At 65.0% G+C, this 25,927-nt stretch carries 29 protein-coding genes, 1 tRNA gene and 1 pseudogene; 17 read left to right on the plus strand and 14 right to left on the minus strand.

The window, feature by feature from the left end; all coding sequences use genetic code 11:
- Nucleotides 1-37: 37 nt before the first annotated feature.
- Nucleotides 38-376 (minus strand): P-II family nitrogen regulator, encoded by a 339-nt coding sequence (locus tag QUV18_RS05145; RefSeq protein WP_300892363.1) that lies wholly within the window; start codon nucleotides 374-376, stop codon nucleotides 38-40.
- Between the two features lie 169 nt (nucleotides 377-545).
- Here QUV18_RS05145 and QUV18_RS23545 point away from each other — a divergent pair, with 169 nt between their 5' ends.
- Together QUV18_RS23545 and QUV18_RS23550 are read left to right on the plus strand one after the other, a co-directional pair.
- Complete coding sequence (locus QUV18_RS23545; protein ID WP_366914618.1) at nucleotides 546-1,310, plus strand: NAD(P)H-hydrate epimerase; 765 nt, start codon at nucleotides 546-548, stop codon at nucleotides 1,308-1,310.
- A 158-nt stretch (nucleotides 1,311-1,468) separates the two neighbouring features.
- A pseudogene (locus QUV18_RS23550) lies at nucleotides 1,469-2,311 on the plus strand (NAD(P)H-hydrate dehydratase); the annotation flags it as partial.
- 65 nt (nucleotides 2,312-2,376) lie between these two features.
- On the opposite strand, the gene QUV18_RS05155 reads toward QUV18_RS23550, so the two are convergent.
- Nucleotides 2,377-2,877 (minus strand): Hint domain-containing protein, encoded by a 501-nt coding sequence (locus QUV18_RS05155; RefSeq protein ID WP_300892364.1) that lies wholly within the window; start codon nucleotides 2,875-2,877, stop codon nucleotides 2,377-2,379.
- A gap of 152 nt (nucleotides 2,878-3,029) precedes the next feature.
- Here QUV18_RS05155 and QUV18_RS05160 point away from each other — a divergent pair.
- A tRNA-Leu gene (locus QUV18_RS05160) sits at nucleotides 3,030-3,114 on the plus strand.
- Nucleotides 3,115-3,165: 51 nt separating this feature from the next.
- On the opposite strand, the gene QUV18_RS05165 is transcribed toward QUV18_RS05160, so the two are convergent.
- A complete protein-coding gene (locus tag QUV18_RS05165; protein WP_300892365.1) occupies nucleotides 3,166-5,214 on the minus strand; it encodes an ATP-binding protein in 2,049 nt (682 codons plus the stop codon).
- Nucleotides 5,215-5,706: 492 nt separating this feature from the next.
- Between QUV18_RS05165 and QUV18_RS05170 the strand changes: the two genes are divergently transcribed.
- Nucleotides 5,707-5,967 (plus strand): hypothetical protein, encoded by a 261-nt coding sequence (locus QUV18_RS05170; protein WP_300892366.1) that lies wholly within the window; start codon nucleotides 5,707-5,709, stop codon nucleotides 5,965-5,967.
- Nucleotides 5,968-6,059: 92 nt separating this feature from the next.
- Here the strand turns inward: QUV18_RS05170 and QUV18_RS05175 are convergent, their stop codons facing one another.
- Complete coding sequence (locus tag QUV18_RS05175; protein ID WP_300892367.1) at nucleotides 6,060-6,707, minus strand: L,D-transpeptidase; 648 nt, start codon at nucleotides 6,705-6,707, stop codon at nucleotides 6,060-6,062.
- A gap of 149 nt (nucleotides 6,708-6,856) precedes the next feature.
- Nucleotides 6,857-7,306 carry a nucleoside deaminase gene (locus QUV18_RS05180; RefSeq protein ID WP_300892368.1) on the minus strand — a complete coding sequence of 150 codons (450 nt, stop codon included), beginning with the start codon at nucleotides 7,304-7,306 and terminating at the stop codon, nucleotides 6,857-6,859.
- Nucleotides 7,307-7,502: 196 nt separating this feature from the next.
- Between QUV18_RS05180 and tig the strand changes: the two genes are divergently transcribed.
- Entirely contained in the window at nucleotides 7,503-8,834 is a 1,332-nt protein-coding gene (tig, locus tag QUV18_RS05185; protein ID WP_300892369.1) for a trigger factor, read from the plus strand.
- Nucleotides 8,835-9,017: 183 nt separating this feature from the next.
- Here tig and QUV18_RS05190 read toward each other — a convergent pair whose 3' ends face one another.
- Nucleotides 9,018-9,563, minus strand: a complete 546-nt coding sequence (locus QUV18_RS05190) for a hypothetical protein (protein ID WP_300892370.1) — start codon at nucleotides 9,561-9,563, stop codon at nucleotides 9,018-9,020.
- Nucleotides 9,564-9,745: 182 nt separating this feature from the next.
- Nucleotides 9,746-10,192, minus strand: coding sequence for a hypothetical protein (locus QUV18_RS05195; RefSeq protein WP_300892371.1), 447 nt, complete (start codon nucleotides 10,190-10,192; stop codon nucleotides 9,746-9,748).
- Between the two features lie 337 nt (nucleotides 10,193-10,529).
- Here QUV18_RS05195 and QUV18_RS05200 point away from each other — a divergent pair, with 337 nt between their 5' ends.
- Nucleotides 10,530-10,952, plus strand: a complete 423-nt coding sequence (locus tag QUV18_RS05200) for a VOC family protein (protein WP_300892372.1) — start codon at nucleotides 10,530-10,532, stop codon at nucleotides 10,950-10,952.
- Between the two features lie 251 nt (nucleotides 10,953-11,203).
- Here the strand turns inward: QUV18_RS05200 and rplI are convergent, their stop codons facing one another.
- The 3 genes from rplI to rpsF are packed head-to-tail and all read right to left on the minus strand — an operon-like array spanning nucleotide 11,204 to nucleotide 12,464.
- Entirely contained in the window at nucleotides 11,204-11,842 is a 639-nt protein-coding gene (gene rplI / locus QUV18_RS05205; RefSeq protein WP_300892373.1) for a 50S ribosomal protein L9, read from the minus strand.
- Nucleotides 11,843-11,854: 12 nt separating this feature from the next.
- Nucleotides 11,855-12,082, minus strand: a complete 228-nt coding sequence (gene rpsR / locus QUV18_RS05210; RefSeq protein ID WP_005608650.1) for a 30S ribosomal protein S18 — start codon at nucleotides 12,080-12,082, stop codon at nucleotides 11,855-11,857.
- 28 nt (nucleotides 12,083-12,110) lie between these two features.
- Nucleotides 12,111-12,464 carry a 30S ribosomal protein S6 gene (gene rpsF, locus QUV18_RS05215; RefSeq protein WP_300892374.1) on the minus strand — a complete coding sequence of 118 codons (354 nt, stop codon included), beginning with the start codon at nucleotides 12,462-12,464 and terminating at the stop codon, nucleotides 12,111-12,113.
- Between the two features lie 241 nt (nucleotides 12,465-12,705).
- Between rpsF and QUV18_RS05220 the strand changes: the two genes are divergently transcribed.
- A complete protein-coding gene (locus QUV18_RS05220; RefSeq protein ID WP_300892375.1) occupies nucleotides 12,706-13,206 on the plus strand; it encodes a hypothetical protein in 501 nt (166 codons plus the stop codon).
- Between the two features lie 143 nt (nucleotides 13,207-13,349).
- Here the strand turns inward: QUV18_RS05220 and QUV18_RS05225 are convergent, their stop codons facing one another.
- Nucleotides 13,350-13,769 (minus strand): hypothetical protein, encoded by a 420-nt coding sequence (locus QUV18_RS05225; protein ID WP_300892376.1) that lies wholly within the window; start codon nucleotides 13,767-13,769, stop codon nucleotides 13,350-13,352.
- A gap of 271 nt (nucleotides 13,770-14,040) precedes the next feature.
- Between QUV18_RS05225 and QUV18_RS05230 the strand changes: the two genes are divergently transcribed.
- Nucleotides 14,041-14,613 carry a YceI family protein gene (locus tag QUV18_RS05230; protein WP_300892377.1) on the plus strand — a complete coding sequence of 191 codons (573 nt, stop codon included), beginning with the start codon at nucleotides 14,041-14,043 and terminating at the stop codon, nucleotides 14,611-14,613.
- Between the two features lie 138 nt (nucleotides 14,614-14,751).
- On the opposite strand, the gene QUV18_RS05235 is transcribed toward QUV18_RS05230, so the two are convergent.
- Together QUV18_RS05235 and QUV18_RS05240 are read right to left on the minus strand one after the other, a co-directional pair.
- A complete protein-coding gene (locus tag QUV18_RS05235; RefSeq protein WP_300892378.1) occupies nucleotides 14,752-15,774 on the minus strand; it encodes a TIGR00341 family protein in 1,023 nt (340 codons plus the stop codon).
- Nucleotides 15,775-15,807: 33 nt separating this feature from the next.
- Nucleotides 15,808-17,031, minus strand: a complete 1,224-nt coding sequence (locus QUV18_RS05240) for a cytochrome b/b6 domain-containing protein (protein WP_300892379.1) — start codon at nucleotides 17,029-17,031, stop codon at nucleotides 15,808-15,810.
- Nucleotides 17,032-17,190: 159 nt separating this feature from the next.
- Between QUV18_RS05240 and fabD the strand changes: the two genes are divergently transcribed.
- From fabD to QUV18_RS05285, 9 genes are all read left to right on the plus strand, one after another.
- Nucleotides 17,191-18,132, plus strand: a complete 942-nt coding sequence (gene fabD, locus QUV18_RS05245; protein WP_300892380.1) for an ACP S-malonyltransferase — start codon at nucleotides 17,191-17,193, stop codon at nucleotides 18,130-18,132.
- 32 nt (nucleotides 18,133-18,164) lie between these two features.
- A complete protein-coding gene (fabG, locus tag QUV18_RS05250; protein ID WP_300892381.1) occupies nucleotides 18,165-18,902 on the plus strand; it encodes a 3-oxoacyl-[acyl-carrier-protein] reductase in 738 nt (245 codons plus the stop codon).
- 241 nt (nucleotides 18,903-19,143) lie between these two features.
- On the plus strand, nucleotides 19,144-19,377 hold the full coding sequence (locus tag QUV18_RS05255; RefSeq protein ID WP_057819526.1) for an acyl carrier protein: 234 nt from the start codon (nucleotides 19,144-19,146) through the stop codon (nucleotides 19,375-19,377).
- Between the two features lie 240 nt (nucleotides 19,378-19,617).
- Entirely contained in the window at nucleotides 19,618-20,361 is a 744-nt protein-coding gene (locus tag QUV18_RS05260; RefSeq protein WP_300892382.1) for a 1-(5-phosphoribosyl)-5-[(5-phosphoribosylamino)methylideneamino] imidazole-4-carboxamide isomerase, read from the plus strand.
- 117 nt (nucleotides 20,362-20,478) lie between these two features.
- Complete coding sequence (fabF, locus tag QUV18_RS05265; protein WP_300892383.1) at nucleotides 20,479-21,738, plus strand: beta-ketoacyl-ACP synthase II; 1,260 nt, start codon at nucleotides 20,479-20,481, stop codon at nucleotides 21,736-21,738.
- Entirely contained in the window at nucleotides 21,738-22,895 is a 1,158-nt protein-coding gene (gene mltG, locus QUV18_RS05270) for an endolytic transglycosylase MltG (RefSeq protein ID WP_300892384.1), read from the plus strand. The genes fabF and mltG overlap by 1 nt, the downstream gene beginning before the upstream one ends.
- Nucleotides 22,896-23,130: 235 nt before the next feature.
- Entirely contained in the window at nucleotides 23,131-23,460 is a 330-nt protein-coding gene (locus QUV18_RS05275) for a hypothetical protein (RefSeq protein WP_300892385.1), read from the plus strand.
- Complete coding sequence (locus QUV18_RS05280) at nucleotides 23,369-24,751, plus strand: terminase family protein (RefSeq protein ID WP_300892386.1); 1,383 nt, start codon at nucleotides 23,369-23,371, stop codon at nucleotides 24,749-24,751. The genes QUV18_RS05275 and QUV18_RS05280 overlap by 92 nt, the downstream gene beginning before the upstream one ends.
- 158 nt (nucleotides 24,752-24,909) lie before the next feature.
- Nucleotides 24,910-25,272, plus strand: coding sequence for a hypothetical protein (locus QUV18_RS05285; protein WP_300892387.1), 363 nt, complete (start codon nucleotides 24,910-24,912; stop codon nucleotides 25,270-25,272).
- 213 nt (nucleotides 25,273-25,485) lie between these two features.
- Here the strand turns inward: QUV18_RS05285 and QUV18_RS05290 are convergent, their stop codons facing one another.
- Nucleotides 25,486-25,851, minus strand: coding sequence for a hypothetical protein (locus QUV18_RS05290; protein ID WP_300892388.1), 366 nt, complete (start codon nucleotides 25,849-25,851; stop codon nucleotides 25,486-25,488).
- Nucleotides 25,852-25,927: the final 76 nt, after the last annotated feature.

Below are 25,927 nucleotides of genomic sequence, written 5' to 3' on the forward strand. Positions count from 1 at the left end.
AGATCCCCTTCGTTGGTTGATGTTGCTTGGGTGTTGCTTAAAGCGCGTCCGAGCCGGATTCGCCGGTGCGGATGCGGATGGCCTGTTCGATGGGCGAGACGAAAATCTTGCCGTCGCCGATCTTGTCGGTCTTGGCGGCCTCGACGATCGCCTCGATGGCGCTGTCGACCTGGTCGTCGTCGAGCACGACGTCGATCTTCACCTTGGGCAGGAAATCCACGACATATTCGGCACCGCGGTAGAGCTCGGTATGGCCCTTCTGCCGGCCGAATCCCTTGACCTCGATCACCGAGAGCCCCTGAACGCCGATCTCCTGCAGCGCCTCCTTGACCTCATCAAGCTTGAACGGCTTGATGATCGCTTCGATCTTTTTCATGCGCCCGACCTCCTTGCGACTGTGTCCGGGGATTTCGATCACTTCTCCCCGGCGCACACAATCGTATAGGGTGGGTGCGCGGGCATGGGGCAAGACCGAAAATGGTGTTGCCTAAAATTTAGGCAAAACGACGCGAAACCGGGCGAAATTGAATCGAGGGAGAGCGGAATTGACCGAACTGCTGACCGCCGCGCAGATGCGGGCCGTGGAACGGGCGGCCATCGAGTCGGGCGAGGTGACCGGGCTGGAGCTGATGGAACGCGCCGGGCGGGGCGTTGTCGAGGCGGTGTTCGAGGAATGGCCGGACCTGGCGCGGGCGCCGCACAAGGCGGTGGTGCTGTGCGGGCCGGGGAACAATGGCGGCGACGGGTTCGTGGCGGCGCGGCTGTTGCAGGAGTGGGGCTGGGAGGTGGAGGTTTTTCTCTACGGGGACGCGGAGAAGCTGCCGCCGGATGCGAAGGTGAATTACGAGCGGTGGCGGGAGATGGGGGAGGTGGAGACCAGCCAGAAGATGTTCGTGCGCCGTATCTGGCAGTTTGGTGATGAAGATAGGCCCGACCTTTGGGTCGATGCATTGTTTGGCACTGGTCTGACGCGACCGCTGGGTGAAAATGTGGGAATGTTGCTCCAAGAGATACTGTCGAGTTTTTCGGAAGCGGTTGATCGAGCGCCGGGAAAGATCGTTTCGGTGGATTTGCCCTCGGGTTTGGACAGCGACACTGGCAAATCGCGCTTCAAACGACTTCCCCTGGAAAAAGGCACTGTCTTTTATGCGAAGATGGGTGCGCGACGGGGAAATATCACGCGTCGTGACGGGAAACCCCTGCCATGCAGTCTAACTGTCACTTTTCATCGGGCCAAGCTTGGTCACTTTCTCGAAAGCGGACCGGAATACTGCGGTAAGGTTGTCGTTAAGTCCATTGGGTTAGAATGATGAAGGGGGAAAAAAGAAAGACAGAGGGCAGCCCCCGGCCGCGGGCGGGGGTGAAGCCTCCGCCCGGGGGGGCGGTCGGGGGCTGCCCGGCGGTGCCGCCGGGCGATGTGGTTCGGTTGGTCGATGAATCGCACATGCCGCTGCTGCGAAAATCCGCGCAAACCCACAAGTACACCCACGGCCACGCCCTCATCCTCACCGGTGGCTCCGGGCGGACCGGGGCGGCGAGGCTGGCGGCACGGGGGGCGTTGAGGATCGGGGCGGGGCTGGTGACGCTGGGGGTGCCGCCCTCTGCGCAGCAGGAGGTGGCCTGTCAGATCACGGCGCTGATGCTGCGGCGGGTGGCGGATGCCGAAGGCCTGGCGGAGGTGCTGGAGGACAGGCGGTTGAATGCGCTGTGCCTCGGGCCGGGGCTGGGGGTCGAGCGGGCGGGGGAGTTGGTGCCGGTGGCGTTGGGGGCCTCTGGTGAAGAGGTCCCAGGTCAGGCCCGGGACGGGGGGTGTGTTCTGGATGCGGATGCGCTGACGGCCATCGCCGGTGATCCGGAGAGGTTCTTCGGGATGTTGCACGGGGCTTGCGTGCTGACGCCGCATGGCGGGGAGTTTGCGCGGCTGTTTCCGGATATCGCCGAGAAACTGGATGCGGCGCCCACGAAGGGCCCAGCCTATTCCAAGGTGGATGCGACGCGGGAGGCGGCGGCAAGGGCCGGGTGCGTGGTGCTGTTCAAGGGGCCGGACACGGTGATTGCGGCGCCGGACGGGCGGTGTTCGGTGAACTCGGCGCAGTATGAGCGCAAGGCGCCGTGGCTGGCGACGGCCGGGGCGGGCGACGTGCTGGCGGGGTTCATCACCGGGCTGCTGGCACGGGGTTTTGCGCCGATGCAGGCGGCGGAGACCGGCGCCTGGCTCCACGTGGAGTGTGCGCGGGCTTTCGGGCCGGGGCTGATCGCGGAGGATCTGCCGGAGGAATTGCCAGGCGTTTTCAGGGGGTTAGGGCTCTAACAAGCAAAAACCCCGGGGAGAGCCCGGGGTTTTCACTTGGTTTGGAGGGTACTTTATTCGAGTGGTTAACGCTTGGTTACCGGTACTGCGCATTCCGCCATGTGGCTCGCCACCTCGAGACCGTCGACATAGAGCACGTGGGGTGTGTCGAACTCGATGTCGTATACGGTCATGGTGGCGGCCTCATGGAGGGTGACGAACTCGCCATCCACGAGCCGCGCGGCGGGTACGAGCGCCTGTTCCGCACCGAACAGGGCCTTGGCCCGCCAATCGCGCACGAGAACCGGTTGGCCGGCGGGCAGGGTCGCGTCACGCTCGGGGCGGTTGTGGCCAAGGGAGCTGGCCTTGATCCGCACCGCGCGACCCGTGATCCGGCGACGGCGGATCGATCGGAGGACCGCCATGCCAGTATCGCGGGTGATGACACGAGTGCCCGGCCGCAGGTCGGAGACACGCAATTCGCCGTCGAGCGTCATGATGAGGGCGCCCCCGGGGAGGCCCGTCTCGTCTGCTGCGACGGCTGGAGAGAGGTCAAACGTATCCTGCCGAGCCAATGCCGGTTTCATGTTCGTATCCTGCTGTAGTTCTGCCTCAATTTTTCCACTACAATATGGCAAGATTGCGTTAATGTCGCGTCCTTTCTTGGGAGGGCGGCGCGGCGCGGGCCGATTTTTTCGCTCGCATCGGCCTGTGGGCTTTGCTATTCCACAGCCTCGATGCGGGTGTGGCGAAATTGGTAGACGCACCAGATTTAGGTTCTGGCGCCGCAAGGCGTGGGGGTTCAAGTCCCTCCACCCGCACCACAGTGATCTGGCCTTGCGGTTACGTGTTTGCCGCGGCCCAGGTTCCCCTGGCTATTCCGCGGCCTCGAGCCTGTCCCGGTGTGTGGCCGGTGCCGCTCGCGACGCGGTGTCTTCGCTGGCCGGCAGCCTGAGGGTGAATTTCGCGCCTTTCCCGATGTCGCTTTCAATTTCCAGCGCGCCGTTCTGGATGGTGGCGAGACTGCGCGAAATGGCGAGGCCGAGCCCGAGGCCCGCGTGCTTGCGCGTGCTCGACGATTCCAGTTGCTCGAAGGCTTCGAATATGCGGCCCTGTTCCTCGGGCGGGATGCCGGGGCCGGTGTCGATCACCTCGAAGACGGCTTCGTCGCCGGACTGGTAGGCCTTGATTTCGACGGTTCCGCGTTCCGTGAACTTGATCGCGTTGCCCACCAGGTTGAGAAGGATCTGGGTGGTGCGCAACGGGTCGCAGTACACCTGGCCGCCCCTGGCCGTGACCTTGAACCCCAGGCCGTTTTCTTCGGCCCTGAGGCGGCTTTGTTCTGCGGCAGAAGACACGAGCGAGTCTATTTCCAGCACTTCGGGGTGGACCTTCACCTTCCGGGTTTCCGTCTTTGCGAAGTCGATCATGTCCTCGACGAGACCATGCAGGTGCTTGGCGGACCGCTCCTGTTTTTCCATCGTCTCGACGAAGTGATTGATAAGGGTGGAGACCTCGTGCCGGACCTCCGCGATATCGACTTCGGAGCCGTCGAGTTTCTCGCGCAACGACCTGGTCATGCCCAGCGTTTCGATGTTCTTGCCCAGGGAGGACAGGCCGAGGATGACCGTGATGGGGGTGCGCAATTCGTGGGACAGGGTGTCGATAAATTCCGATTTCGCGCGGCTGGCGGACTCGGCTTCGTCCAGTGCCTTCTTCAACTGGGTCGCGTCCGTCCGGACGGAGACACGCCCGCCATCGCTCAGGGCGCGGTCGGAGGCGAGAAGGTATCGGCCGTTCGACAGCTCCTGTTCGAATTCCGTGTCCGGGCCGAAGAACCCCTCGACGCGCTTCTGTATCCATTCTTCCTCGCAGCCAATCGCATCCGGGTGCTGGCCGCCTTCGACGCCCAGGCGAATGATGTCCTCGAACCTGGCGCCGTGGGTGATGCGCCTGGACGAGACCTGGTAGATCTCGGCGTACTTGGCGTTGAAGGCAACCAGCCGGCCGTCGGCGTCGAACATGGCGAAACCGTCGTCCATCGCGTCAATCGCGCTGACAAGGCGCATCTGGGCGCGCCGCTGCAGGACAGCCAGCGCCACGATGATCAGGACGACGGCAATGATCAGGATGGAGACCAGCGCTATCAGCAGGCGATCCTTGATGTAGGTGGGCGACGCCGCGGGCCACCCCCCGGCGGGGACCGCCATCATTTCCCAGTGGCCATTGGGGAAATCCAGTTCGAGGCTGACAGGCTCCATGCCCTCCACCGCGGGTTGCCCGTAGACGGTGCCGTGACGCGGGGCCTCGTCCGAGGCCGATTTGACGAGAACGTCGAAACCGCGGCTCAATTCCGACAGGCCGGTCGCAACGAGGAACCTGTCGTAGTCGGCGACCATCGACACGATGCCCCAGAGCCGCTTGCCATTCTCGGGGGACGTCCCGGGCACGTATGCCGGTTGGCGGAAGACAAACGCTCGGCCACCCTGTACGAGGCTGACAGGGCCGGTGATGGTGGCCGTGCCGCTTTCGGCAGCCCGCAAAACGCCTGGAAGCTGTTCCGGGTTGTCCCGGTAATTCAATCCGAGCGCGCGCTCGTTGCCTTCGACCGGGAAGACCATCTCGACCTTCAGATCCGGGGCCGCAGCGACATTGATGATCTTGCCCTGGTCGTACTCGAGCGATTGCAGGTAGGATGCGAACTGCTTCTGGGTCAGCGACGGGTTTTCTTCGATGAACGTCGTGATCTTCTGGAGCAGGAGGAAGTGGCCGAAGATGCTTTCCTCGATTTCCTCGCGCACCTCGATCAGCTCGATCGTGCTCTCTGTGCTGAGCTCGTTCAGATAGTTGTCATGGAGTAGCCGGTCTACCTCGACCGCCACAAACACCAGGGTGGTGGTGAGCAACAGAAAGAGTCCCACCATGAGACGGGGAAGGGAAGACGTCAGCTTCCTGGATTTGGCTCTACTCATGCTCGTTTATGTCTGCCTGTCTGACGTCGGTTACTGCTTTTTGCCCGGTTCTCATCAGGTCGGGACGCGGATGTTTTCCGCGGGGACCTGACCCGAGACCCAGCGTTCTATAGGGGTACTATGCCGATTTTTGGGCATTTTCAGGGCGTGTGTTCTGCAAAAGACCTGGGCGGGTGGATGAGCCGGGAACGGGGCAGGGCGGGGCGGGGCACCAGCGTGGCCCGCAGCGCAGCCGAAAACCGGGCACGTCTGCGCCGCGTGATCGCCCCTTACGCCGGTTTCGCGCCCATCAGCCCGATTATTGACCGGCAACCATGGCGCGCTTGCGTCACCGCGGGAGGGATTTGCGCGGGGCTGCGGATTGGCGTTGCCGTCCATCCGGCGATGTGCAAGGCAGAATCCGGGCAATTCCGCCTCAACCTCAAGACTATCGGGAGGGTATGGATGCGGCCAATAACCGCCATGCTGCCGTTGGCTTTTCTGGCTCTTGCAGCCTGTGATGACACTGTTTCAGGGGTGGCCACCGGGCCGGACGGCTATCTCGAGACCGTGCCGCCGGAAGTGGCGGCGCTTGCCGCTCCGGACCAGAACCTGCAGACGGTGCAGCTTCGCTCGGACGGGTGCTACTGGTACCTGTACGAAGGCCCGGTCGAGACGCTGATGGTGCCGCTTCGGGCCAATACCGGGGGCAAGATCTGTACCTGAGCCGTCGGGCCGGTGCGTGACCCCATGAAAAAAGGCCTTCCGCCATGCCGGCGGAGGGCCTTTTCGTTAGGTCGCCCCGGGGTGCGGCGGGCTCAGAGCACGCCGCTGGTGGGGTAGAGATAGGCCGTCGAGCCGAGCGAGACGTTCGGGTAGAGCTCGTTGATATGGGCCATGACCATGCGGATGCAGCCCGAGCTGGCGCGGCCGCCGATGGTGCGGGGTTCGGGCGTGCCGTGGATGCGCAGGTAGCTGTCGCGGCTGCCGCGATAGAGGTAGAGCGCGCGGGAGCCGAGCGGGTTGGTCGGCCCCGGTTCGACGCCGCCGGCGTGCTGGGCGTAGAGCTCGGGGTCGCGTTCGATCATGCTCTTGGTGGGGGTCCAGCTGGGCCACTTGGCCTTGCGCTTGATCGAGTAGATGCCGGGCACGTAGAGCTTGCCGCGGGCAATGGCGACGCCGTAGCGCATGGCCGTGCCGCCGGGCTCGATGTGGTAGAGGAAGCGGGCGACGCTGTCGACATGGATGTCGCCGGCCTTGAGCCCCGGCTTGGTCTCGACCCGGACGGGCAAGAAGCGCGGCTCGAGCCCCCAGGGGTTGGTGGTGGAAGGGTCGTAGCCCGGCGGGGTGACCTGGGCATCCCACATGTCCCAGTCGCCGGCGGCGGCGCTGGCCATGGAGGGCGCGACGACCGGGGCGGAGAACATGGCGGCAGTCGTGATGATGAAATGGCGCCGGGTGAGCATGGCAGGGGGCTCCTTTGATCTTGGGGCTGCGCAGCGCAGACCCGCTTATTTATCCGGAACGGTTAACGCATCAACTATAGAAATGGGTCCGAAGTTCAATCAATAAGTCTTGAAGCGTTGCAGGCTTGCAATGCCCGGGCGCCATTGCCCTATTCTTCGGCGATATCCTCGTGCCAGAGCTCGGGTTTCTCGCGGATGAAGCGGGTCATCAGGGCGATGCAGTCGGGATCCTGCAGGAGATGCACCTCGACCCCGCGGTCGCGCAGGAAGGGAATGTTGCCCTCGAATGTCTCGTTCTCGCCGATCACCACGCGGGGGATGCCGAACTGGATGATGGTGCCGGTGCACATCATGCAGGGGCTGAGCGAGGTATAGAGGGTCATGCCGCGGTAGCTGCGCTGGCGGCCGGCCTTGCGCAGGCAGTCCATCTCGCCATGGGCGATGGGGTCGCCCTGCTGGACGCGCTGGTTGCGGCCGCGCGCGATCAGCTCGTCGCCGCGCGCGAGCGCGCTGCCGATGGGGCATCCGCCTTCTTCGTAGCCCGCGAGCGCCTCGTCATAGGCGACGCGCAGAAGTTTACGATCTGTTTCGGAGAGCACTTTACGCCTCGTCTTTCTGGAAAGGGTTAACGCACGGTGCGCAGGGTGCGGCACCGGCGCGAGGATTGGAAGCGGAATCATCGCGCGCACGCCCCCAGAACCCGCTTGCACTGAGGCCCTGCCAACCCTAGAAGGGCGCGTGATTTTGACCGCCGCGGACGCCTCTGCGGCCCTTGGATGCAATGGAAGGACGAACATGCAGGTCACGGAAACCCAGAACGAGGGGCTCAAGCGCGCCTACAAGATGGTGCTGACGGCCCAGGAGCTTGACGACAAGGTCATGGACAAGCTCAAGGAGGCCCAGCCCGACATCGAGATGAAAGGCTTTCGCAAGGGCAAGGTCCCGCTGCCGCTGCTGAAGAAGCAGTTCGGCCAGCGCGTGCTGGGCGAAGCGATGCAGGAAGCCGTCGACGGCGCGATGAGCCAGCATTTCGAGGACAAGGGCGAGCGCCCCGCCGGCGAGCCGGCGGTGAAGATGGTCAACGAGGACTGGAAAGAGGGCGACGACGTCGAGGTCGAGATGTCCTACGAGGCGCTGCCGGAGGTGCCCGAGGTCGACTTCAAGTCGGTGAAGATCGAGCGGATGGTGGTGAAGCCGGATGACGGTGCCGTGGACGACGCGCTGAAGAGCCTGGCCGAGAACGCGCAGAACTTCGAGGACCGCAAGAAGGGTACCAAGGCGAAGGATGGCGACCAGGTCGTGATCGACTTCGTGGGCCGCGTCGATGGCGAGGCGTTCGAGGGCGGCAGTGCCGAGGATTACCCGCTCGTGCTGGGCTCGAACAGCTTCATCCCCGGGTTCGAGGAGCAGCTTGTCGGCGTCAAGCAGGACGAGGAAAAGGTTGTCACCGTGAACTTCCCCGACGAGTACCAGGCCGAGCACCTGGCCGGGAAGGAAGCCGAGTTCACCTGCACCGTGAAGGCGGTGAAGGCCCCGGCGCCGGCGGAGATCGACGACGACCTGGCGCAGAAATACGGCTCGGACAGCCTGGATGCCCTGAAGGAGCAGATCAAGGAGCGCCTGGAGCAGGAATACGCCGGCGCGTCGCGTGCCGTCATGAAGCGCAAGCTGTTGGACGAGCTGGATAAAAAGGTCGATTTCGAGCTGCCGCCGAGCATGGTGGAGGCCGAGGCCAAGCAGATCGCGCACCAGCTGTGGCATGACGAGAACCCCGATGTTCAGGGCCATGATCACCCCGAGGTGGAGCCCACCGAGGAGCACACCAAGCTGGCCGAGCGCCGGGTGCGCCTGGGCCTGCTTCTGGCCGATATCGGCCAGAAGGCCAAGGTCGAGGTGACCGATGCCGAGATGACGCAGGCCGTCATGGAGCAGGCGCGGCAATACCCCGGGCAGGAGCGCCAGTTCTTTGAATTCGTTCAGCAAAACCCGCAGATGCGGCAGCAGCTTCGGGCGCCGATCTTCGAGGACAAGGTGATCGACTATATCGTCGAGCTGGCCGACGTGACCGAGAAGGAAGTCACCAAGGACGAGCTTGAAAAATCGGTTGAGGCGCTGGAAGACGAGTAAGCCGTCGGACAGTGACCGGAAGAGGGAAAGGCCGTCCTTCGGGGCGGCCTTTTCTGTTGGAGAGGGGGCAAAATCCGACGTCGGTATAACGTCGGTATCTTGTCGGTATTGCGTCGGTGTTTTTGTTCGGGCGGGCGGGGCTCGTCAGCCCTTGCGGGCTGCCTCGCCGGGCGAGGGGTGGCCTCAGGGGAGGCGCCAGTGGCGTGTGTCGGGGCGGGCGCGGCGCGAGGTCGGGTCGGGGGAGAGGGTCTCGACCGTCAGCCCGGCGACCTGTTGCAGGGCCTGGCGGATGCGCGGGATCTCGGGGGCGTCGCGGTGGAGGGCGGCGAGCTCGGTGAGGTTGCCCTTGGCGTCGAGCGTGTAGAAATGGACGAACCTGTTGGCCTCCGGACCGCCGGGCCGGCGCGCGCCGCCCCGGTCGGAGGGGCCGAGGAATTCGCCCGCCGGGTGGCCGGGGGTGAGCGGGATGGTGCGGGTGCCGAACACCGTGGGCAGGATGAGCGCGTCGGGGCGGACCGTGAGCATGGGACTGCGCCAGGCATTGAGGAAAGCCAGGCCGAGCGCCACGGCGCCGAGAAAGCCCGCGAGGACGAGGAGATTGGTTGTCAGGTCGAAGCCCGCGCCGGCGAAGAGGGCGAAGCCCAGCCCGGCGCAGGCGGCGGCGATGATCAGCACGCCCATCGCGGCGAGGAGCGGGCCATCGGGTCGTCTGAAGTCGGCTGTCTGCACGGGGGCGCCTTTCCAGCGGGTGATCCAGCCTAGCAAGCGGGCGGAGATCGGCCAACGGAAAAGGGGGGTGCGCTTGCCATCCAGCCCATTGCATTTCGTGTTGTGGGCGAGGACGACGTGTCAGAGGGCAACGACCGCTTCGAGCCCAGATTAACCAATGCAGATGTACACGAGAACGTCTGCTAACCGAATGGATCGGCTGTCATGCCAACTCCAGTATCGTCTTTCTCGTAAAAGATTCCGTAGTAACAATCCGATCCAACAATCCGGTCATTGCCAAAGACGGTTGATAAGGTCACTTCACACACCTTGTCTCCTGTGGATGCTCTGTAGAACCGCCTGATGTAGTGGTTCGGATAAACTTCCTCGAAGCTTCCTGCTGGCGAAATTTCAGACATGCACTGACTGAGCTGTTCCCGAATCTCAAGATCTTTGTTGACTAGGTTCAAAGTATTGCGCGACGGAGAGCACCATCTCGCCGGGCGTTCGATTTTGCGAAGCACCGAAGCCATTTCTTCTATTCTACGATGGGCGGAATCTGGCCAAGTGAAACGGTCGCTGCTTCTGAAATCCCATATCAGTAGGCCGGCTACGGAAAGAACCCCAAGGCTTATCAGCATGCGTTTCAATGTTTTTCCTTCACGCGCGACGCTGTATTGCTCTGCCAGCTTTTAGATTAGCGTCACAAAATCTGTCAGATTTCAATGACTGCTAAAAAATCCACATCGGTCGTCTTATCGGCGGCAGTGAACGGCAGCTCGGACTACAACACGGAATGCAAAGGGCTGCGCTTGCCATGGCGGGTTCGGAGCGGGTATCATCGCGGCACCAGAAACAGGTGAGGCCGGTGCGGTTGGCCCGGCCCCCGCGAAGCGGGTCCTTTCGCGCACCGGCGGTCCGGTTGTCGCGTCCCATGGTCCAGGCGCTTGCGCATGTCGCGCAGGCGGAGTGACAAGGACTTGCGACATGCAACAGCAGATTTCTGTAATCACCCTCGGCATCGGCGACCGCGAGAGGTCGAAGCGGTTCTACCGGGAGGGTTTCGGCTGGCAGCCGGTTTTTGAGAACGCGGAGATCGCATTCTACCAGATGAACGGGTTCGTTTTCGGGACGTGGCTGAGGGCGGCGCTGGAGGAGGATGTGCGGCATGGCGGGCTGGCCACGCCGGGGGCGGTGACGCTGGCCCATAACGTGGGGGACGCGGCGGAGGTAGGGCCGCTGATGGCGCGGCTGGCGGCGGCCGGGGCGCGGGTGCTGCGGGAGGCGGATGCGCCGCCGCAGGGCGGGGTGAGGGGCTATGTCGCCGATCCGGACGGGCATACCTGGGAGATCGCGTGGAACCCGGCCTGGCCGATCGACGCGGCGGGGCATGTGACGTTCGGCGTGTAGGGGGAGCGGCCGGTTGAGCGTGGCCCCCGCGCCTCGTTCGCTGGCCGGCAGGCGGTTGCAGGCAATCGCCGAGAGGCGGGCCGCCCCGACGGTCCGGCGATGCGGCGGATGGACGCCATCAGTGGCGTTGGTTCGCCGCGCCTCTCCGGTACAACGGAATGAGCGCTATATCCGGCCTGTCCTGGACGGCATAGCCACGAAAAAGGGCCGCGCCTGGTGGCGCGGCCCCTGATCCTTGCAAGGCGGGAGGCTTACTTGTCCTCGTCGTCGCCCTGGGCGTCTTCCTCGGGAAGCACGTCTTCGACCGCGTCGGCGAGGTCTTCATCGTCGGAAGCGGCGGAGCCGATATCGTCGAAGAGTTCCGCGATCTCGTAATCGGCGGCTTCCTCTTCCTCGGCGGCGACTTCCTGGATGGTCTTGCCGGAGGCCTGAAGCTCGGCCTCTTCCGTCGAGCGGGCGACGTTGACCTTGATGATCACCTCAACCTCGGGGTGGAGGGTGATCATGACCTCGTGCAGGCCGAGCTCCTTGATCGGGCCGCCCATGGCGACCTGCTTGCGGTCGATCGAGAAGCCTTCCTCGCAGACGGCGTCGGCGGCGTCACGGGTGGTGACGGAGCCGTAGAGCGCGCCGGAATCGGAGGCCTGGCGAATCACGACGAACTGTTTGCCGTCGAGGGTTTCGGCCAGTTTCTCGGCTTCCTTGCGGGTTTCGAGGTTGCGGGCCTCGAGCTGGGCCTTCTGGCCTTCGAACTGGGCGATGTTGGCCTCGGAGGCCGTCAGCGCCTTTTTCTGGGGCAGGAGGTAGTTGCGGGCGAAGCCCGGTTTCACGTCGACGACTTCGCCCATCTGGCCAAGCTTGGCGACACGTTCGAGAAGGATGACTTGCATTGGTATTCCTCCTTACTTCACGGCGTAGGGCAGGAGCGCGAGGAAGCGGGCGCGCTTGATGGCGCGGGCCAGTTCACGCTGCTTCTTCGCCGAGACGGCGGTGATGCGCGAGGGCACGATCTTGCCGCGCTCGGAGATGTAGCGCTGCAGGAGACGGGTGTCCTTGTAGTCGATCTTGGGTGCATTCTCGCCCGAGAAGGGGCAGACCTTGCGGCGGCGGAAAAACGGTTTTGCAGCCATGGTTTAGTGTCCTTTCTTCAAGCTGGGATCAACGACGCTCGCGGCGGTCGCCGCGGTCTTCTTTCTTCTGCATCTGGATCGACGGGCCTTCTTCGTGGTCGTCGACCTTGATGGTCAGAACGCGCATGACGTCGTCATGCAGGCGCATCAGGCGCTCCATCTCGTGAACGGCCGGTGCCGGGGCATCGGTCTTGAGAAAGGCGTAGTGGCCCTTGCGGTTCTTGTTGATCTTGTAGGCCATCGTCTTGACGCCCCAGTACTCGCTGTCGACGACCTTGCCGCCGTTGTCCGCGAGGACGGTGCTGAAATGTTCGACGAGACCCTCGGCCTGGGTATTGGACAGGTCCTGGCGCGAGATGAATACATGCTCGTAAAGCGGCATGTGAGCTCCACTTCTATCTGGGCGCATTTCAAAGGCGGGCCTTTTCATCCTTTCGCGGCCCGTCCACGAGAGACTGCGCGGTTCATGCGTGATGCGAAAGGAATGCGGCCTATACGACGGATCGGCGGGCTTGGCAAGCGCCGGAGGGCGTGCCGGGATTTTGCCCACGCGCCGCCCCATTGATGGCGCCTTTGCGGGGCAGGGTGGGGCGCAACGAAGACCCAGCGAAGGACCTGCCGCGATGACTGCCCTGCCCGATACCATGACCCAGTTCCAGGCCCATGAGCGCCGCACCGCGCAGCGCGAGCCGGTGGAGATGGCGGAGGGGCCGGGCGTGCTGGCCGGGCGGGTGGCGATGGCCGGGACCGCGATGGCGCTCGTGCTGGCGGGGGTGGGCATCTGGATGTTCCCGGCGCCGGACCACGCGGTGACGCTGGTCAAGCTGGGCGCGTCGCTGGGGATGATAGGTTTCGGCGCGGTCCTGCTGGCGGCGCTGGGCGCGCGGCAGGAGATGGCGCGGGTCGAGGTCGACACGCAGCGCGACGAGATCCGGACCTATGACCGGGAGTTGCGCGGGCAGGTGTACCTGACCGGGCGCTACCGGATGTCGGAGTTTGCCGAGATCCGCCTGAACAACCGCACCTTCTTTGCGCGGGACACGGCCGGGCAACTCGTGGTGACCGTTCCGGTCCGGGGCCGGCGGCAGGAGCAGGCGCTGCGCCGGGCGCTGGCGCTGGCCTGAGCGGGCGGGTTGCGGGCCGGTTTGGGTGTAAGGGGTCGAAATCTTCAAAAGATTTCGATCCGCCTTCTTTTCGGAAACCATTGCAAAAGGGGAGCCGTTCACAACTTGCAGCCCCCTGGGACCCCGCCAATGATCAGGCTCTGTCATTCCTTGAAGTAAGCGAAAAGAGAAAGAAAGAGAGCGACGAGAACAGATTGAACCAAAATGAATGTGTATCCTCCCCGGTAAGCGCCAATTGCGACCATAACCACTATGAAAAAGGTCACCAGCGCTACGGCCGAGAGGAGCAAAAGAACCCGGCTTTCACGATTGATTCTGCGAATTCTTGCCCACCTCGCGATTGTCGGCAAGGAAATGAACGTCCAAAAGAAGTTGTAGAAGTCATAAGGCGGGCGGCTAAAAAAACCAACAGAATAGAACATCAAGAACACAGCAGCAGTTAACGCCAACACAAGGAGTGCCGTTCTAATCGACGACCCCATGAGCATTAACGAAAAGCCGTGCTTTTGGTATGCTGCGTCTACACTTAACCGGGTCGCTTCGACAATCTTGTTGCCCTGCACGTTACCGCCTCCTCGTATTCGTCACGCTTTCCGTTACTTTCTTCACCCCGAATATCATTCAAAGAGACCTCGGCGAAGCATTGAGGAGTCTTGTGCCCACCTGCGAGCGTGGCGTGCGTTTGGCCGAGGTCGTTTTCAAGAAGGCGGCGTGCACAGGCTGAGTGTTCGTTTCTCCACACGATCTGTTGATTACCGACGGATTGATCGGTCGCGTACAGGGGTTACTCTGGGATGCACGACCGATATGACACATTGTAACAGGAGTTACGCGATGAAGACGACACTGATGGCCGCAGCACTGGCCTTCGCGGCCACCGGCGCCGTTGCCGCCCCCGAGGCTTACACGCTGGATTCCAGCCACAGCCAGGTGGTGTTCAGCTACGAGCACCTCGGCTATTCCACGACCTACGGGATGTTCTCGGGCTTCGAGGGCGAGATCATGTTCGACCAGGAAGACCCGGCGAATTCTTCGGTGGAGGTGTCGATGCCCGTGCGCTCGATGCTGACCGGCTGGGAGAAGCGGTTCGAGCATTTCATGTCGGACGATTTCTTCGGCGCGGCCGAGGGCGACATGATCACCTTTACCTCGACCGGGATCGAGGTGACGGGCGAGGATACGGCGAAGATCACCGGCGACCTGACGATCGGCGACACGACGCAGGAAGTGGTTCTGGACGCGACGCTGAACCAGGCGGGCGAGCACCCGATGCAGGGCAAGGCCTGGGCCGGGTTCGATGCCACGACCACGGTTCTGCGCTCGGATTTCGGGCTGGACAAGTTCGCGCCGGCGATCAGCGACGAGGTCCAGGTGATGATCTCGATCGAGGCCGGCAAGGCGGAGTGAGCCTTTCACGGTTTTGAGAATGGAGGGCCGCCGGGGAAACCTGGCGGCCTTTTTTGTCGGTGGCGGAAATTTGCAAATTTCCGTCTCGGAAAACTGGAGTTTTCCGGCCCGTTTTCTTCGAAGAGAACGGGCTGTCGGCTAGCCCGTCACCGGCGTTCTGAGCCAGAGCAGCACCGCCAGGGCGATCAGCAGGCCCAGCCAGATGCCGCCGTTGACCAGCGTGGAGCGGCGGGCCTGTTTCTTCTCGAACCATGTGCGGGGCGTGATGCCGCGGGAGAGCATGACGACCTGGGCCGCGAGGTTGACGCAGGCGACGTTGACGCAGAGCAGGAGAAGGGCGCCGAGAGCGTAGGCGGGCAGGCCCGCGCCGAGGAAGAGGCCGATGGCGGCGGTGGGGGGCAGGAGCGCCACGGCAACCATCACGCCGACAAGCGCCGAGGAGAGGCCGGTGACGAGCGAGAGCGCCGCGGCGGCGCCGGAGGCGAGCGCGATGGCCATGCCGTCGAAGCCCACCTGGGTTCGTGACAGGAGTTCCTTTGACGAGGCATCGACCGGCCAGACCGCGCCGATGAGCAGGCTGAGCCCGAGGGCCACGGCGATGCCGGCGGCGTTGGTGGTGATGGCGCGGGCCATGAGCTTGCCGTCGCCAAGCGCCACGCCCACGGCCAGCGCGAGGTTGGGGCCGAGGAGCGGCGCGATGACCATGGCGCCCACGACGACGGCGACGTTGTCGGCGATCATGCCGAAGGCCGCGACGACCGTGGAGAGGACGACGAAGACGATGTAGTTGCGGTCGGTCTGGGCCTGTTTCCAGACGTTGTTGTAGATCTCCTCGCGCGACTGGCCGCCGCGGTTCTTGCGGGCGTCCTTCTTTTCGGCGTCTTCCTCTTCATCCTCCTCCTCTTTCTCGGGGAAGGGGATGGTGGTTTCGACCGGCAGGAGGGTGATGCGCCAGTCTTCCCGCCCGCCCATCAGCGATTGCAGGCGGTCGAGCAGGGCCTGGCGGTGGTCCTGGGTGGCGAGGATGTGGACGCAGACGTGATCGGCGTTGTGGAGGTCGGCCGTGGCCGTGGTGCTGAGCGCCTCGTGCTCTTCGGCCTGCCGGAGGATATCCGGCAGGGCGTCTTTCGGGGCGGAGACGATGATCTGGCGCAGGCTCATGGCGCCAAGTGTTAGCGCAAGCCTGCGCCGGGGTCACGGGCGATTGGCGGTCAGGTCGAAGGTTATGTCGACGGTGAAGCCGAGGGTGCCTTCGTCCTTGGTGCCGAGGCCGATGTTGAAATCGCGCCGGTCGACGGAGAGGGTGCCGTTCGCCGATGCCGTGTCGCCGTCGATGGCGAGGGTGAAGGGCAGGGTGACGGGCACGGACTGGTCCTTGATGGTGAGGGTGCCGTCGGCGACGTGGCTGTCCCCTTCGGCGAGGATATCGGCGTCGAAGGTGGCGGTGGGGTGGGTTTCGGCGTCGAAATAGTCGGGGCCCATGGCCTGGTCGGTGACGGAGCCGAGGGTGAGGGAGGGGATGGAGACGGTGACGGTGACATCGCCGTGCTTGCCCTCGGCGTCGGATTCCTCGGAATAGGCGATCTCGGCCGTCCAGTCGGAGAAGGTGCCGGAGACGTCGGAGCCCATTTGCGACACGGAGATGTCGAGCGTGCCCTCCTGTACCTGCCAGTCGCTTTCGACAGCGGCGAGGGCCGGCCCGGTGGCCTGTGCGGGACCGTGGGAGAAAAGGCCGATGGCCGCGCCGCCGCCGATGGCCGCTGCCCAGACCGCCAGTGCCGTGACGAAGGGCAGGGCGTGGCCCGGTTGCCGGTCTGTGGGATTGGCCGTGGTGTGGCCGGGCAGCATGCGGCGCAGGGTGGCGTCGCGGTCGATGACATGGTGCTTGAGGGCGCCGAGCACGTGGAGGGTGATCGCGCAGATGAGCACCCATTGCAGGATGTAGTGGAGGGTGCCGCTGATCTCGGCCACGCCTTCATCCTTGGGCACGAAGGGGAGGGACTGGCCGAAGGGCCACCAGATGGGGGCGAAGCCGGAGGTGGCGGCGTGGTGGACCCAGCCGGTCAGCGGGACGAGGACGAGGGAGCCGTAGAGCAGCCAGTGGATGGTGGACGCGAGCCACGCCTCGGCCGGCTTGTCGCCGTTGAGGAGCTTGGGGTGGGGCTGAATGATTGCCCAGAGTATGCGGAGGAGGGCCACGAAGAAGATGGCGACCCCCAGCGTCTTGTGCAGCGAGAAGAGGAGGGCGGCGCGGGCGGTATCGGCCTCGGTCGTGGCGATGTCGGGGTTGCGGACCGCGTGGGCGAGGTCGTTGGCGATCAGCCCGAGGGGGATGATGGTGAGGATGAGGAGCGCGGTGAGCCAGTGGAAGCCCTTGGCGATGGCGCCGTAGCTGTGGGTGGTGTTGGCGTAGGGCATGGGTGTCCGGTGTGTGTGGTTGGGTTGGGGCAGAGAGTAGACGTGCCGGGTGACAGCACAACAGGAATCGGCGCACAGTTCCGGTGCGCGGGGTGAGGGGCGTTGCCTCTGCCCGGCGGGCAAGGTATCGGGGGGCACGAGTTGGAGGGGACTGAGCATATGAGCCGAGCATTCGTATTTCCCGGGCAGGGGGCGCAGAGCATTGGCATGGGGCGCGAGCTGGCCGAGGCCTATCCGGCGGCGAAGGCCGTGTTCGACGAGGTGGACGAGGCGCTGGGCGAGAAGCTGAGCGCGCTGATCTGGGAGGGGGAGGCGGAGGAGCTGACCCTGACGCAGAACGCGCAGCCGGCGCTGATGGCCACGTCGCTGGCGGCGATGCGGGCGCTGGAGGCCGAGGGCGTGAGCGTGGAGGCGGCCGGAATGGTGGCCGGGCATTCGCTGGGCGAATACTCGGCGCTGGCGGCGGCCGGGGCGCTGAGCGTGGCGGACACGGCACGGTTGCTGCGGACGAGGGGCCGGGCGATGCAGGAGGCGGTGCCGGTGGGCGTGGGCGCCATGGCGGCTTTGCTGGGCATGGACCTCGAAGGGGCCAGGGCGCTGGCGGCGGACGCGGCCGAGGGGCAGGTCTTGCAGGCGGCGAATGACAACGACCCCAGCCAGGTGGTGATTTCCGGGCATAAGGAGGCGGTCGAGCGGGCCGTCGAGATGGCCAAGGAGCGGGGCGCGAAACGCGCCATGCTGCTGCCGGTGAGCGCGCCGTTCCATTGCGCGCTGATGGAGCCGGCGGCGAAGGTGATGGAAGAGGCGCTGGGCGGGGTCGAGATTGCCGCGCCGCAAGTGCCGCTGGTGGCCAACGTGCGGGCCGGGGCGGTGAGCGACCCGGACGAGATCCGGGCGTTGCTGGTGGAGCAGGTGACGGGGTCTGTCCGGTGGCGCGAGTCGGTGGAGTTCATGAGCCGCGAGGGCGTGAGCGAGGTCTGGGAGATCGGTGCGGGCAAGGCGCTGAGCGGGATGATCCGGCGGATCGACAAGGAAATCGCCTGCCGGGCCGTGGGCGCGCCGGCGGATGTGACGGCGGCGGCGGAGAGCTTGCGGGGCTAGGCCCGTGTCAATGGATGAACAGGGAGCTATAGATGTTTGATCTGACGGGAAAATGCGCGCTGGTGACCGGGGCCTCGGGCGGGATCGGCGGGGCGATTGCCAAGGCGCTGCACGGCGCCGGGGCGACGGTGGCGCTGAGCGGCACGCGGGTCGAGCCGCTGGAGGCGCTGGCCAAGGAGCTGGGAGAGCGGGCGCATGTGCTGCCCTGCAACCTGGGCGATCCGGAGGCGGTCGATTCGCTGCCCAAGCAGGCGATCGAGGCGATGGGCGGGCTCGATATCCTGGTGAACAACGCGGGCGTGACAAGGGACCAGCTGTTCATGCGGATGTCGGACGAGGACTGGCAGACGGTGCTGGACGTGAACCTGACCGCGACGATGCGGCTGTGCCGGGCCGTGGTGCGGCCGATGATGAAGGCGCGCTGGGGGCGGATCGTGAATATCAGCTCGGTCGTGGGCACCACGGGCAACGCGGGGCAGGTGAACTATGCCGCGTCGAAAGCCGGGATGGTTGGGATGACCAAGTCGATCGCCCACGAGGTGGCGAGCCGGGGCATCACCGCGAACGCCGTGGCGCCCGGTTTCATCGCCACCGCGATGACCGACAAGCTGTCGGATGCGCAGAAGGAGGCGATCAATACGCAGATTCCCGCCGCGCGCATGGGCACGCCCGAGGAAATCGCCGCCGCGGTGCTTTACCTGGCCAGTCCCGAGGCCGGATATGTCACTGGCGCGACCTTGCATGTGAATGGCGGAATGGCCATGATTTAGGGCGTGATGCCTTGTAATTTCCCCGGTAAACCCCAGTTCGGGAAAACATTTGCCAATCGCGCACCATGTGCTATAGGCGGCGCAGTTTCGAACCGGGGGCGGGCAGATGACCTGCCGGCCGACGCCCGTGATGGACGGGCCGAATGAACCGCCCAGAGGGGCATAACCGAAGGCCGCTTCCCGGTGCGGGCAGGGGCGGAAAACGGGCCAGAGCGCCCGAGACAAGATGAGGAACGAAAACATGAGCGATATCGCAGACCGCGTGAAGAAGATCGTTGTGGAGCACCTTGGCGTGGAAGAGGACAAGGTGACCGAAAACGCTTCGTTCATCGACGATCTGGGCGCAGACAGCCTCGACACGGTCGAATTGGTCATGGCCTTTGAAGAAGAATTCGGCATCGAGATTCCCGATGACGCCGCCGAAACGATCCAGACCTTCGGCGACGCGGTCAAGTTCATCAGCGAAGCCCAGTAAGCCACGCTGGAACGACCGCAGGAATGCAGGCCCCCGCTTGAAAAGGCGGGGGCCTTTTGCATGCGCCGGTTGTGGCGCGGATGGGCTGGACCGGGCCGGCGACCGCCCTATTTCGTGACCGGAGGCCGTTTACGGCGCTCATCATGCCGATTTGGAGATATACCCGAATTCGCATAGACTTCATTTTCCCCGCCGACCGCCGAGCCGGGCGGGACAAGCCGAATCAAAAGGGCTGCTACCATGATTATTTATCCCACCCTCGAACTTTATAACGGCAAGGTCGTGTCGCTGACCCGCGGGCGGCTGGAGGAGCCGGTGATCTGGCATGTGGACCCGATCGAGACGGTCCGGAATTTCGCCGCCGACGGGGCGTCGTGGGTGCATGTCACCGATATCAACGCGCTGGCCGGGGACGGCGACAACAACGAGCTGCTGGAGAAGATCATCCGGGCCGCGGGCATCCCGGTGCAGCTGGGCGGCGGGTTCCGGTCGCGCGACGGGGTGCACCGCTGGATCGACAAGGGCGCGGGCCGGATCGTGATCGGCACGATGGCGGCGCATGACCCCGACCTCGTGAAGGAGCTGGCGAAGTATCACCCCGACCAGATCGTCCTGGCCGTGGACATCTACGACGGCTCGGTCATGACCGAGGGCTGGCGGACGCGCAGCGCCTTCGTGCCGGAGACCTACGTGGCGGCCTTCGAGGAGGCGCCGCTGGCCGGGATCATCGTGACCGATATCGACGCCGATATCGAGGATACGGATGCGAGCCTCGCGGTGATTTCCGGGCTGGCGAAGGAGACCCGCCACAACGTGATCGCGCGGGGCACGGTGCGCAGCGCGGATGACGTGGCGCGGCTGAAATACATCCCCAACATTGCCGGCACGCTGATCGGGCGGGCCCTGCTTTCCAAGGACGTGGACCTCAAGCGGGCGCTGGAAATCGCCGCCGCCGAGGGTGAGCCGATCGCGGAATTCCAGTAGCCTTCGGTATGCGGAAAACGCGGGGGCGCCGACGTGGGCGCCCCTTTTTCGTTGGGCTTGCCCCTTGGGGGCAAGGCACGGTATGAGCAGCGGACAGAGTTGAGAAAGGGCATAGGTATGCGTCGTGTCGTCGTCACAGGTCTGGGACTGGTTACGCCTCTGGCGGATGGGGTCGAGGAAAGCTGGAAGCGCATACTGGACGGACAGTCCGGGGCCGGCCCGATCCAGAAATTCGATGCCAGCCGGGTGATCACCAAGTATGCCTGCGAGGTGCCCTATGGCGACGGGAGCGACGGGACGTTCAACCCCGACGCCTATCTCGAGCCCAAGGAGCAGCGGAAGGTCGATGATTTCATCCTGTACGGGATGGCCGCCGCCGACCAGGCGGTGAAGGATGCCGGCTGGACGCCCGAGGACGAGGAAAGCCGGCTGCGCACGGGCGTGATGATCGGCTCGGGAATCGGCGGGTTGCGCTCGATCGAGCAGACCACGCTTCTGATGCACGAGAAGGGCCCCAAGCGGGTGTCGCCCTTCTTCATTCCCGGCGCGCTGATCAACCTTGTCAGCGGGCAGGTGGGCATTCGCTATGGCTTCAAGGGGCCGAACCACGCGGTGGTGACCGCTTGTTCGACCGGCGCGCATGCGATCGGGGATGCGGCAAGGCTGATCCAGCATGGCGATGCCGAGGTGATGATCGCGGGCGGGGCGGAATCGGCCATCTGCGAGATCGGGATTGCCGGGTTCAACGCCTGCAAGGCGCTGTCGACCAAGCGCGAGGACGACCCGAAGGCCGCGAGCCGCCCCTATGACGTGGACCGCGACGGATTCGTCATGGGCGAGGGCGCGGGCGTGGTGGTGCTCGAGGAATACGAGCACGCCAAGGCGCGGGGCGCCAAGATCTATGCCGAGGTTCTGGGCTATGGCCTGTCGGGCGATGCCTATCACATCACCGCGCCGAGCGAGGATGGCGATGGCGGGTTCCGGGCGATGCAGGCGGCGCTGCGCAATGGCGGGCTCGATGCGTCGGAGGTGGATTACATCAACGCGCACGGCACCTCGACCATGGCCGACACGATCGAACTGAAGGCCGTCGAGCGGCTGTTGGGCAATGCGGCGAGCAAGGCGACGATGAGCTCGACCAAGTCGTCGACCGGGCACCTGCTGGGGGCGGCGGGCGCGATCGAGGCGATCTTCTCGATCCTGGCGATCCGCGACCAGGTGGCGCCGCCGACGATCAACCTCGACAACCCGGCGGTGGAGACGCCGCTTGACCTGGCGCCAAATGCCAAGCGGGAGCGGAAGATCAGCGTGGTGATGTCGAACAGTTTCGGCTTTGGCGGCACCAACGCGTCTGTCGTCATGGGAGCGCCGCGCTGATGTGGCGGAACATCGCGTCGAATTTCCTGACGTTCCTGGTTGTCGTTGTGTTCCTTGTCGCGGGGGTGATCCTGTGGGGGCAGAACGCGTATAACTCGGCCGGGCCGCTGGAGGGGTCGATCTGCCTGCGGGTGGACCGGGGCAGCAACATGCGGCGGGTCTCGGAGAACCTCGAGGAGCGGGGCGCCGTGAGCAGCAGCACGATTTTCCGCATCGGGGCGGATTACACCGGCAAGGACGGGCTGCTGAAGGCCGGTAGCTGGCTGATCCCCGAGGGGGCCACGATGGCCGAGATCACCGACCTTGTGACCCGCGGCGGGGCGAGCACCTGTGGCACGGAGGTGGTTTACCGCATCGGGGTGACGCAGGTTCAGGCGCAGGTGCGCGAACTGGACCCGGCGACGGAGGCCTATCGCGAGGTCGTGGAGTTCGACCTGCTGGGCGAGGCCGACGCGCCGGGGGAATATACCGAGGTGGTGGCGCAGAACGACACGCGGTTCCGGATCAACATCGCCGAGGGCGTGACAAGTTGGCAGATCGTGACCGCGCTCAATGCCGTGGAAGTGATGGAAGGCGAGATCGGCGGCGTGCCGCCCGAGGGGAGCCTTGCGCCGACGAGCTACGAGGTGGAGCGGGGCGACGTGCGGGCGGAGCTGCTGGACCGGATGAAGGAGATCCAGACGACGCGGCTGGCCGCGGCGTGGGAGGCACGGGACGATGACCTGCCGCTGGAGGACCCGTCGGACGTGCTGATCCTGGCCTCGATCATCGAGAAGGAGACCGGCGTGCCGGAAGAGCGCGGGCAGGTGGCGAGCGTGTTCGTGAACCGGCTGCGGCGGGGGATGCGGCTTCAGACCGACCCGACGGTGATCTATGGCATTACCAAGGGTGAAGGCGTGTTGGGCCGGGGCCTGAGGCAGAGTGAGCTTCGGCAGGCAACGCCTTACAATACCTACGTTATTCAAGGCTTGCCGCCGACGCCGATCGCCAACCCGGGCGAGGCGAGCCTGATGGCCGCGGTGCAGCCGGCAGAGACGGATTACGTGTTCTTCGTGGCCGATGGCTCGGGCGGGCACGCGTTTGCCGAGACGCTGGACGAGCATAACGAGAACGTCGCGCGCTGGCGCGAACTGGAAGCGCAGCGGCAGAACCAGTAGGCGGATCAGGCCGGGCGCGAGGGCGCCCGGCCTGCGCGCCAAACCTTAAGAAAATGTAATTATTACGGGCGGTTGGGTTGCGAGGCTCAGCCCCTTTTCATTGACTTTCGCGGTAAATGCAAGTATAGGTTGTGTTTGCGTGCCGATGGGTCAGGGGGACCGGGGCGGAAGCTGTCGGTCACAGGCAGCGAGCGTCGCCCGCCCGGAAATGAGCGCGCGTCACGAGCGGTGAAACATGATTCTGATAACACGGGACGACGGGCCTTCGGGCCTGGCGGCCTCGGTCGGGCTGATCGAACGCCAGATGGCGGAGATGCGGGCCGAGCTGGAGGTCATTCACGCACGGATCAGGGAAGGTGAGATGGAGGGCATCAGGGATGCTTCCCGGATCACGGCCGATATCCGGCACTGGTTGAAACTTGCACTGGAAGCGGAGGTGCAATTTGCAAAATTCAAAGCGAAAGACAGAGGGATTGTTCGGGATTACGCCCTCGACTTCACGGAAGCCAGAGACTCTATCCGGGGCCGCCTGGCTCGCCTCGGAAGGGGCGGCGGCGCAGGCTGAGTTTCTCGACAGTCTGAGCGACGGGGAGATCCTGGCGCTGCCCTACCTGTTCGAGTTCTGGGCGATGGCGCACCAGGTGCCGCCCGAGGGCGACTGGCGGGCCTGGGTGGCCATGGGCGGGCGCGGCGCGGGCAAGACCCGCGCCGGGGCGGAATGGGTGCGGGCGCAGGTCGAGGGGGCCAAGCCGCTCGACAAGGGGCGGTGCCGGACGGTGGCGCTGGTGGCCGAGACGGTGGACCAGGCGCGCGACGTGATGGTGTTCGGCGAGAGCGGGATACTCGCCTGTTCGCCGCCCGACCGGCGGCCGGAGTGGCAGGCGACGCGGCGGCGGCTGGTCTGGCCCAATGGTGCGGTGGCGCAGGTGTTTTCGGCCAGTGAGCCCGAGAGTTTGCGGGGGCCGCAGTTCGATTGCGCCTGGGCCGACGAGCTGGCCAAGTGGAAGAAGGGGCGCGATACGTGGGACATGCTGCAGTTCGCGTTGCGGTTGGGGGAGAGGCCGCAGGTTTGCGTGACGACGACGCCGCGCAACGTGGGCGTGTTGAAGGAGCTGCTGGCAAGGGAGAGCACGGTGGTGACGAGCGCGCCGACGGAGGCGAACGCGGCGAACCTTGCGGCGTCGTTCCTGCGCGAGGTCGAGGCGCGCTATGCCGGCACGCGGCTGGGGCGGCAGGAGCTGGAGGGGGTGTTGCTGGAGGACGTGGAGAATGCGCTCTGGACGTCGCGCGGGTTGGAGACGGCACGGGTGCCGGTGTTGCCCGATCTCGACCGGGTGGTCGTGGCGGTGGATCCGCCGGTGACGGGCAAGGCGGGCTCGGATGCCTGCGGGATCGTGGTGGCGGGCGCGGTGACGCGGGGGCCGGTGCAGGAATGGCGGGCCTATGTTCTGGCGGATTGCACGGTGTCGGCGGCGAGCCCGTCGACATGGGCCAGGGCCGCGATCCGGGCGATGGAGCGGTTCGGGGCCGACCGGATGGTGGCGGAGGTGAACCAGGGCGGGGACCTGGTGACGGAGGTGATAAGGCAGGTCGACCCGATGGTGCCGGTGAAGCAGGTCCATGCGAGCCGGGGGAAGGCGGCAAGGGCGGAGCCGGTGGCGGCGCTCTACGAGCAGGGACGGGTGCATCATTGCGGGGAGCTGGGGGCGCTGGAGGACCAGATGTGCGCGATGACGGCGCAGGGGTTCGACGGCAAGGGCAGCCCGGACCGGGTGGATGCGCTGGTCTGGGCGCTGACGGAGCTGATCGTGGAGCCGGCGGCGAAGTGGCGGCAGCCGCAGGTGCGGGCGGTGTGAAAGGGGCGGGCGCGGTCGAGAGGCGGCGCCCGCAATGCCATCCGGATGCGTGATATGGACGGCGCATGCGGGGTATGCTCTGGTAGGGGCCGGATTTGACCGGGACTATGCGGGCATTGGACAGGAAGCTCAGAGAAGAGTGCAGGCTGCTTCGCAGCATGACCTCCGAGGAGGCCTGTGACTGGCTGATCGCGCGGCACCCGACGTCTCCGAAAATCGTCGATCACCGGTCATGGGCCCCGCGGGAGCAGAACCGGCTTTTGCATTTCTATACGTTCGGAAGGCTGCCGCATGCGGCGGGGTGGGGGTATGAAAAGCTGCTGAAGATCACCTCGGTCCAGCGGTTTGCGCGAGCCATCGAGGCGGCGCTGCCTGACATCGAGGCATCGCGGATGGACCTGCTGGCCTATTGCCTCTTTCCCGCGTTAAGGGATCGGGCGCGCACACCGAAGGAGAAGGAGGTGGCGGCGCGGCTGATGGAGATCGTATCGGCCATGTCTGAGGGTGCGACACGGCATTGAGGGCGGGGCATGAGGGTGCCTCGCCTTTTTCGATTCCGGTGCTGAGACGCGGATCGCTGGGCCGTGGTGCGGCGAACCGACATCCGCGGAAGGCAATTTATCCCTGCCAAGTAGATCGAACATTCGAGCGTGCCACTTCGATTGCCAAATCGCCGTGCCGTGGGAACGGCCCTGCGATGCGCGGCGGGCTGAAGCCCTTGATTCCGCGCGGGGTTACGGCCCGGAGATGTAGGTCTTGTGCGGTGCCGGTTGTGGCGGGGTGAGGGGCAGGTTGCGGTCTTGCAGGATTTGTCGGGCGCGGTTGCGGAGTTCGGCCCAGAAGGGGGCGTGGTCGAGGGCCTCGTCTGTCCAGAACTCCGGCATGCCGGAGCGGGCGCGGATCAGGTCGTCGAGCGCGGCGATGTCGGGGTTGGCCGTAAGACAGCCGGGCCAGCTTTGGTCGAGCGCGTCACCGAAATCCTCGACCAACTCGTCAGGGACGGCGACGAAGGCGGGGAAAAGCGCGCGTTGGGTGGCGCTGTCCTGGGCCAGGGCGCGCAGGGTGCGGATCAGTTCGTTGGAGAGCACGTCGGCGGGCATGGCAGGATTAGGGGACAAATCGTCAATGAAATCAAGGATCGCGCCCACGCAACGGGCACCGTTCGGTGGCTTAGCA

Origin of the sequence: Roseovarius sp. (assembly GCF_030373445.1) — a bacterium.
GTDB lineage: Bacteria > Pseudomonadota > Alphaproteobacteria > Rhodobacterales > Rhodobacteraceae > Roseovarius.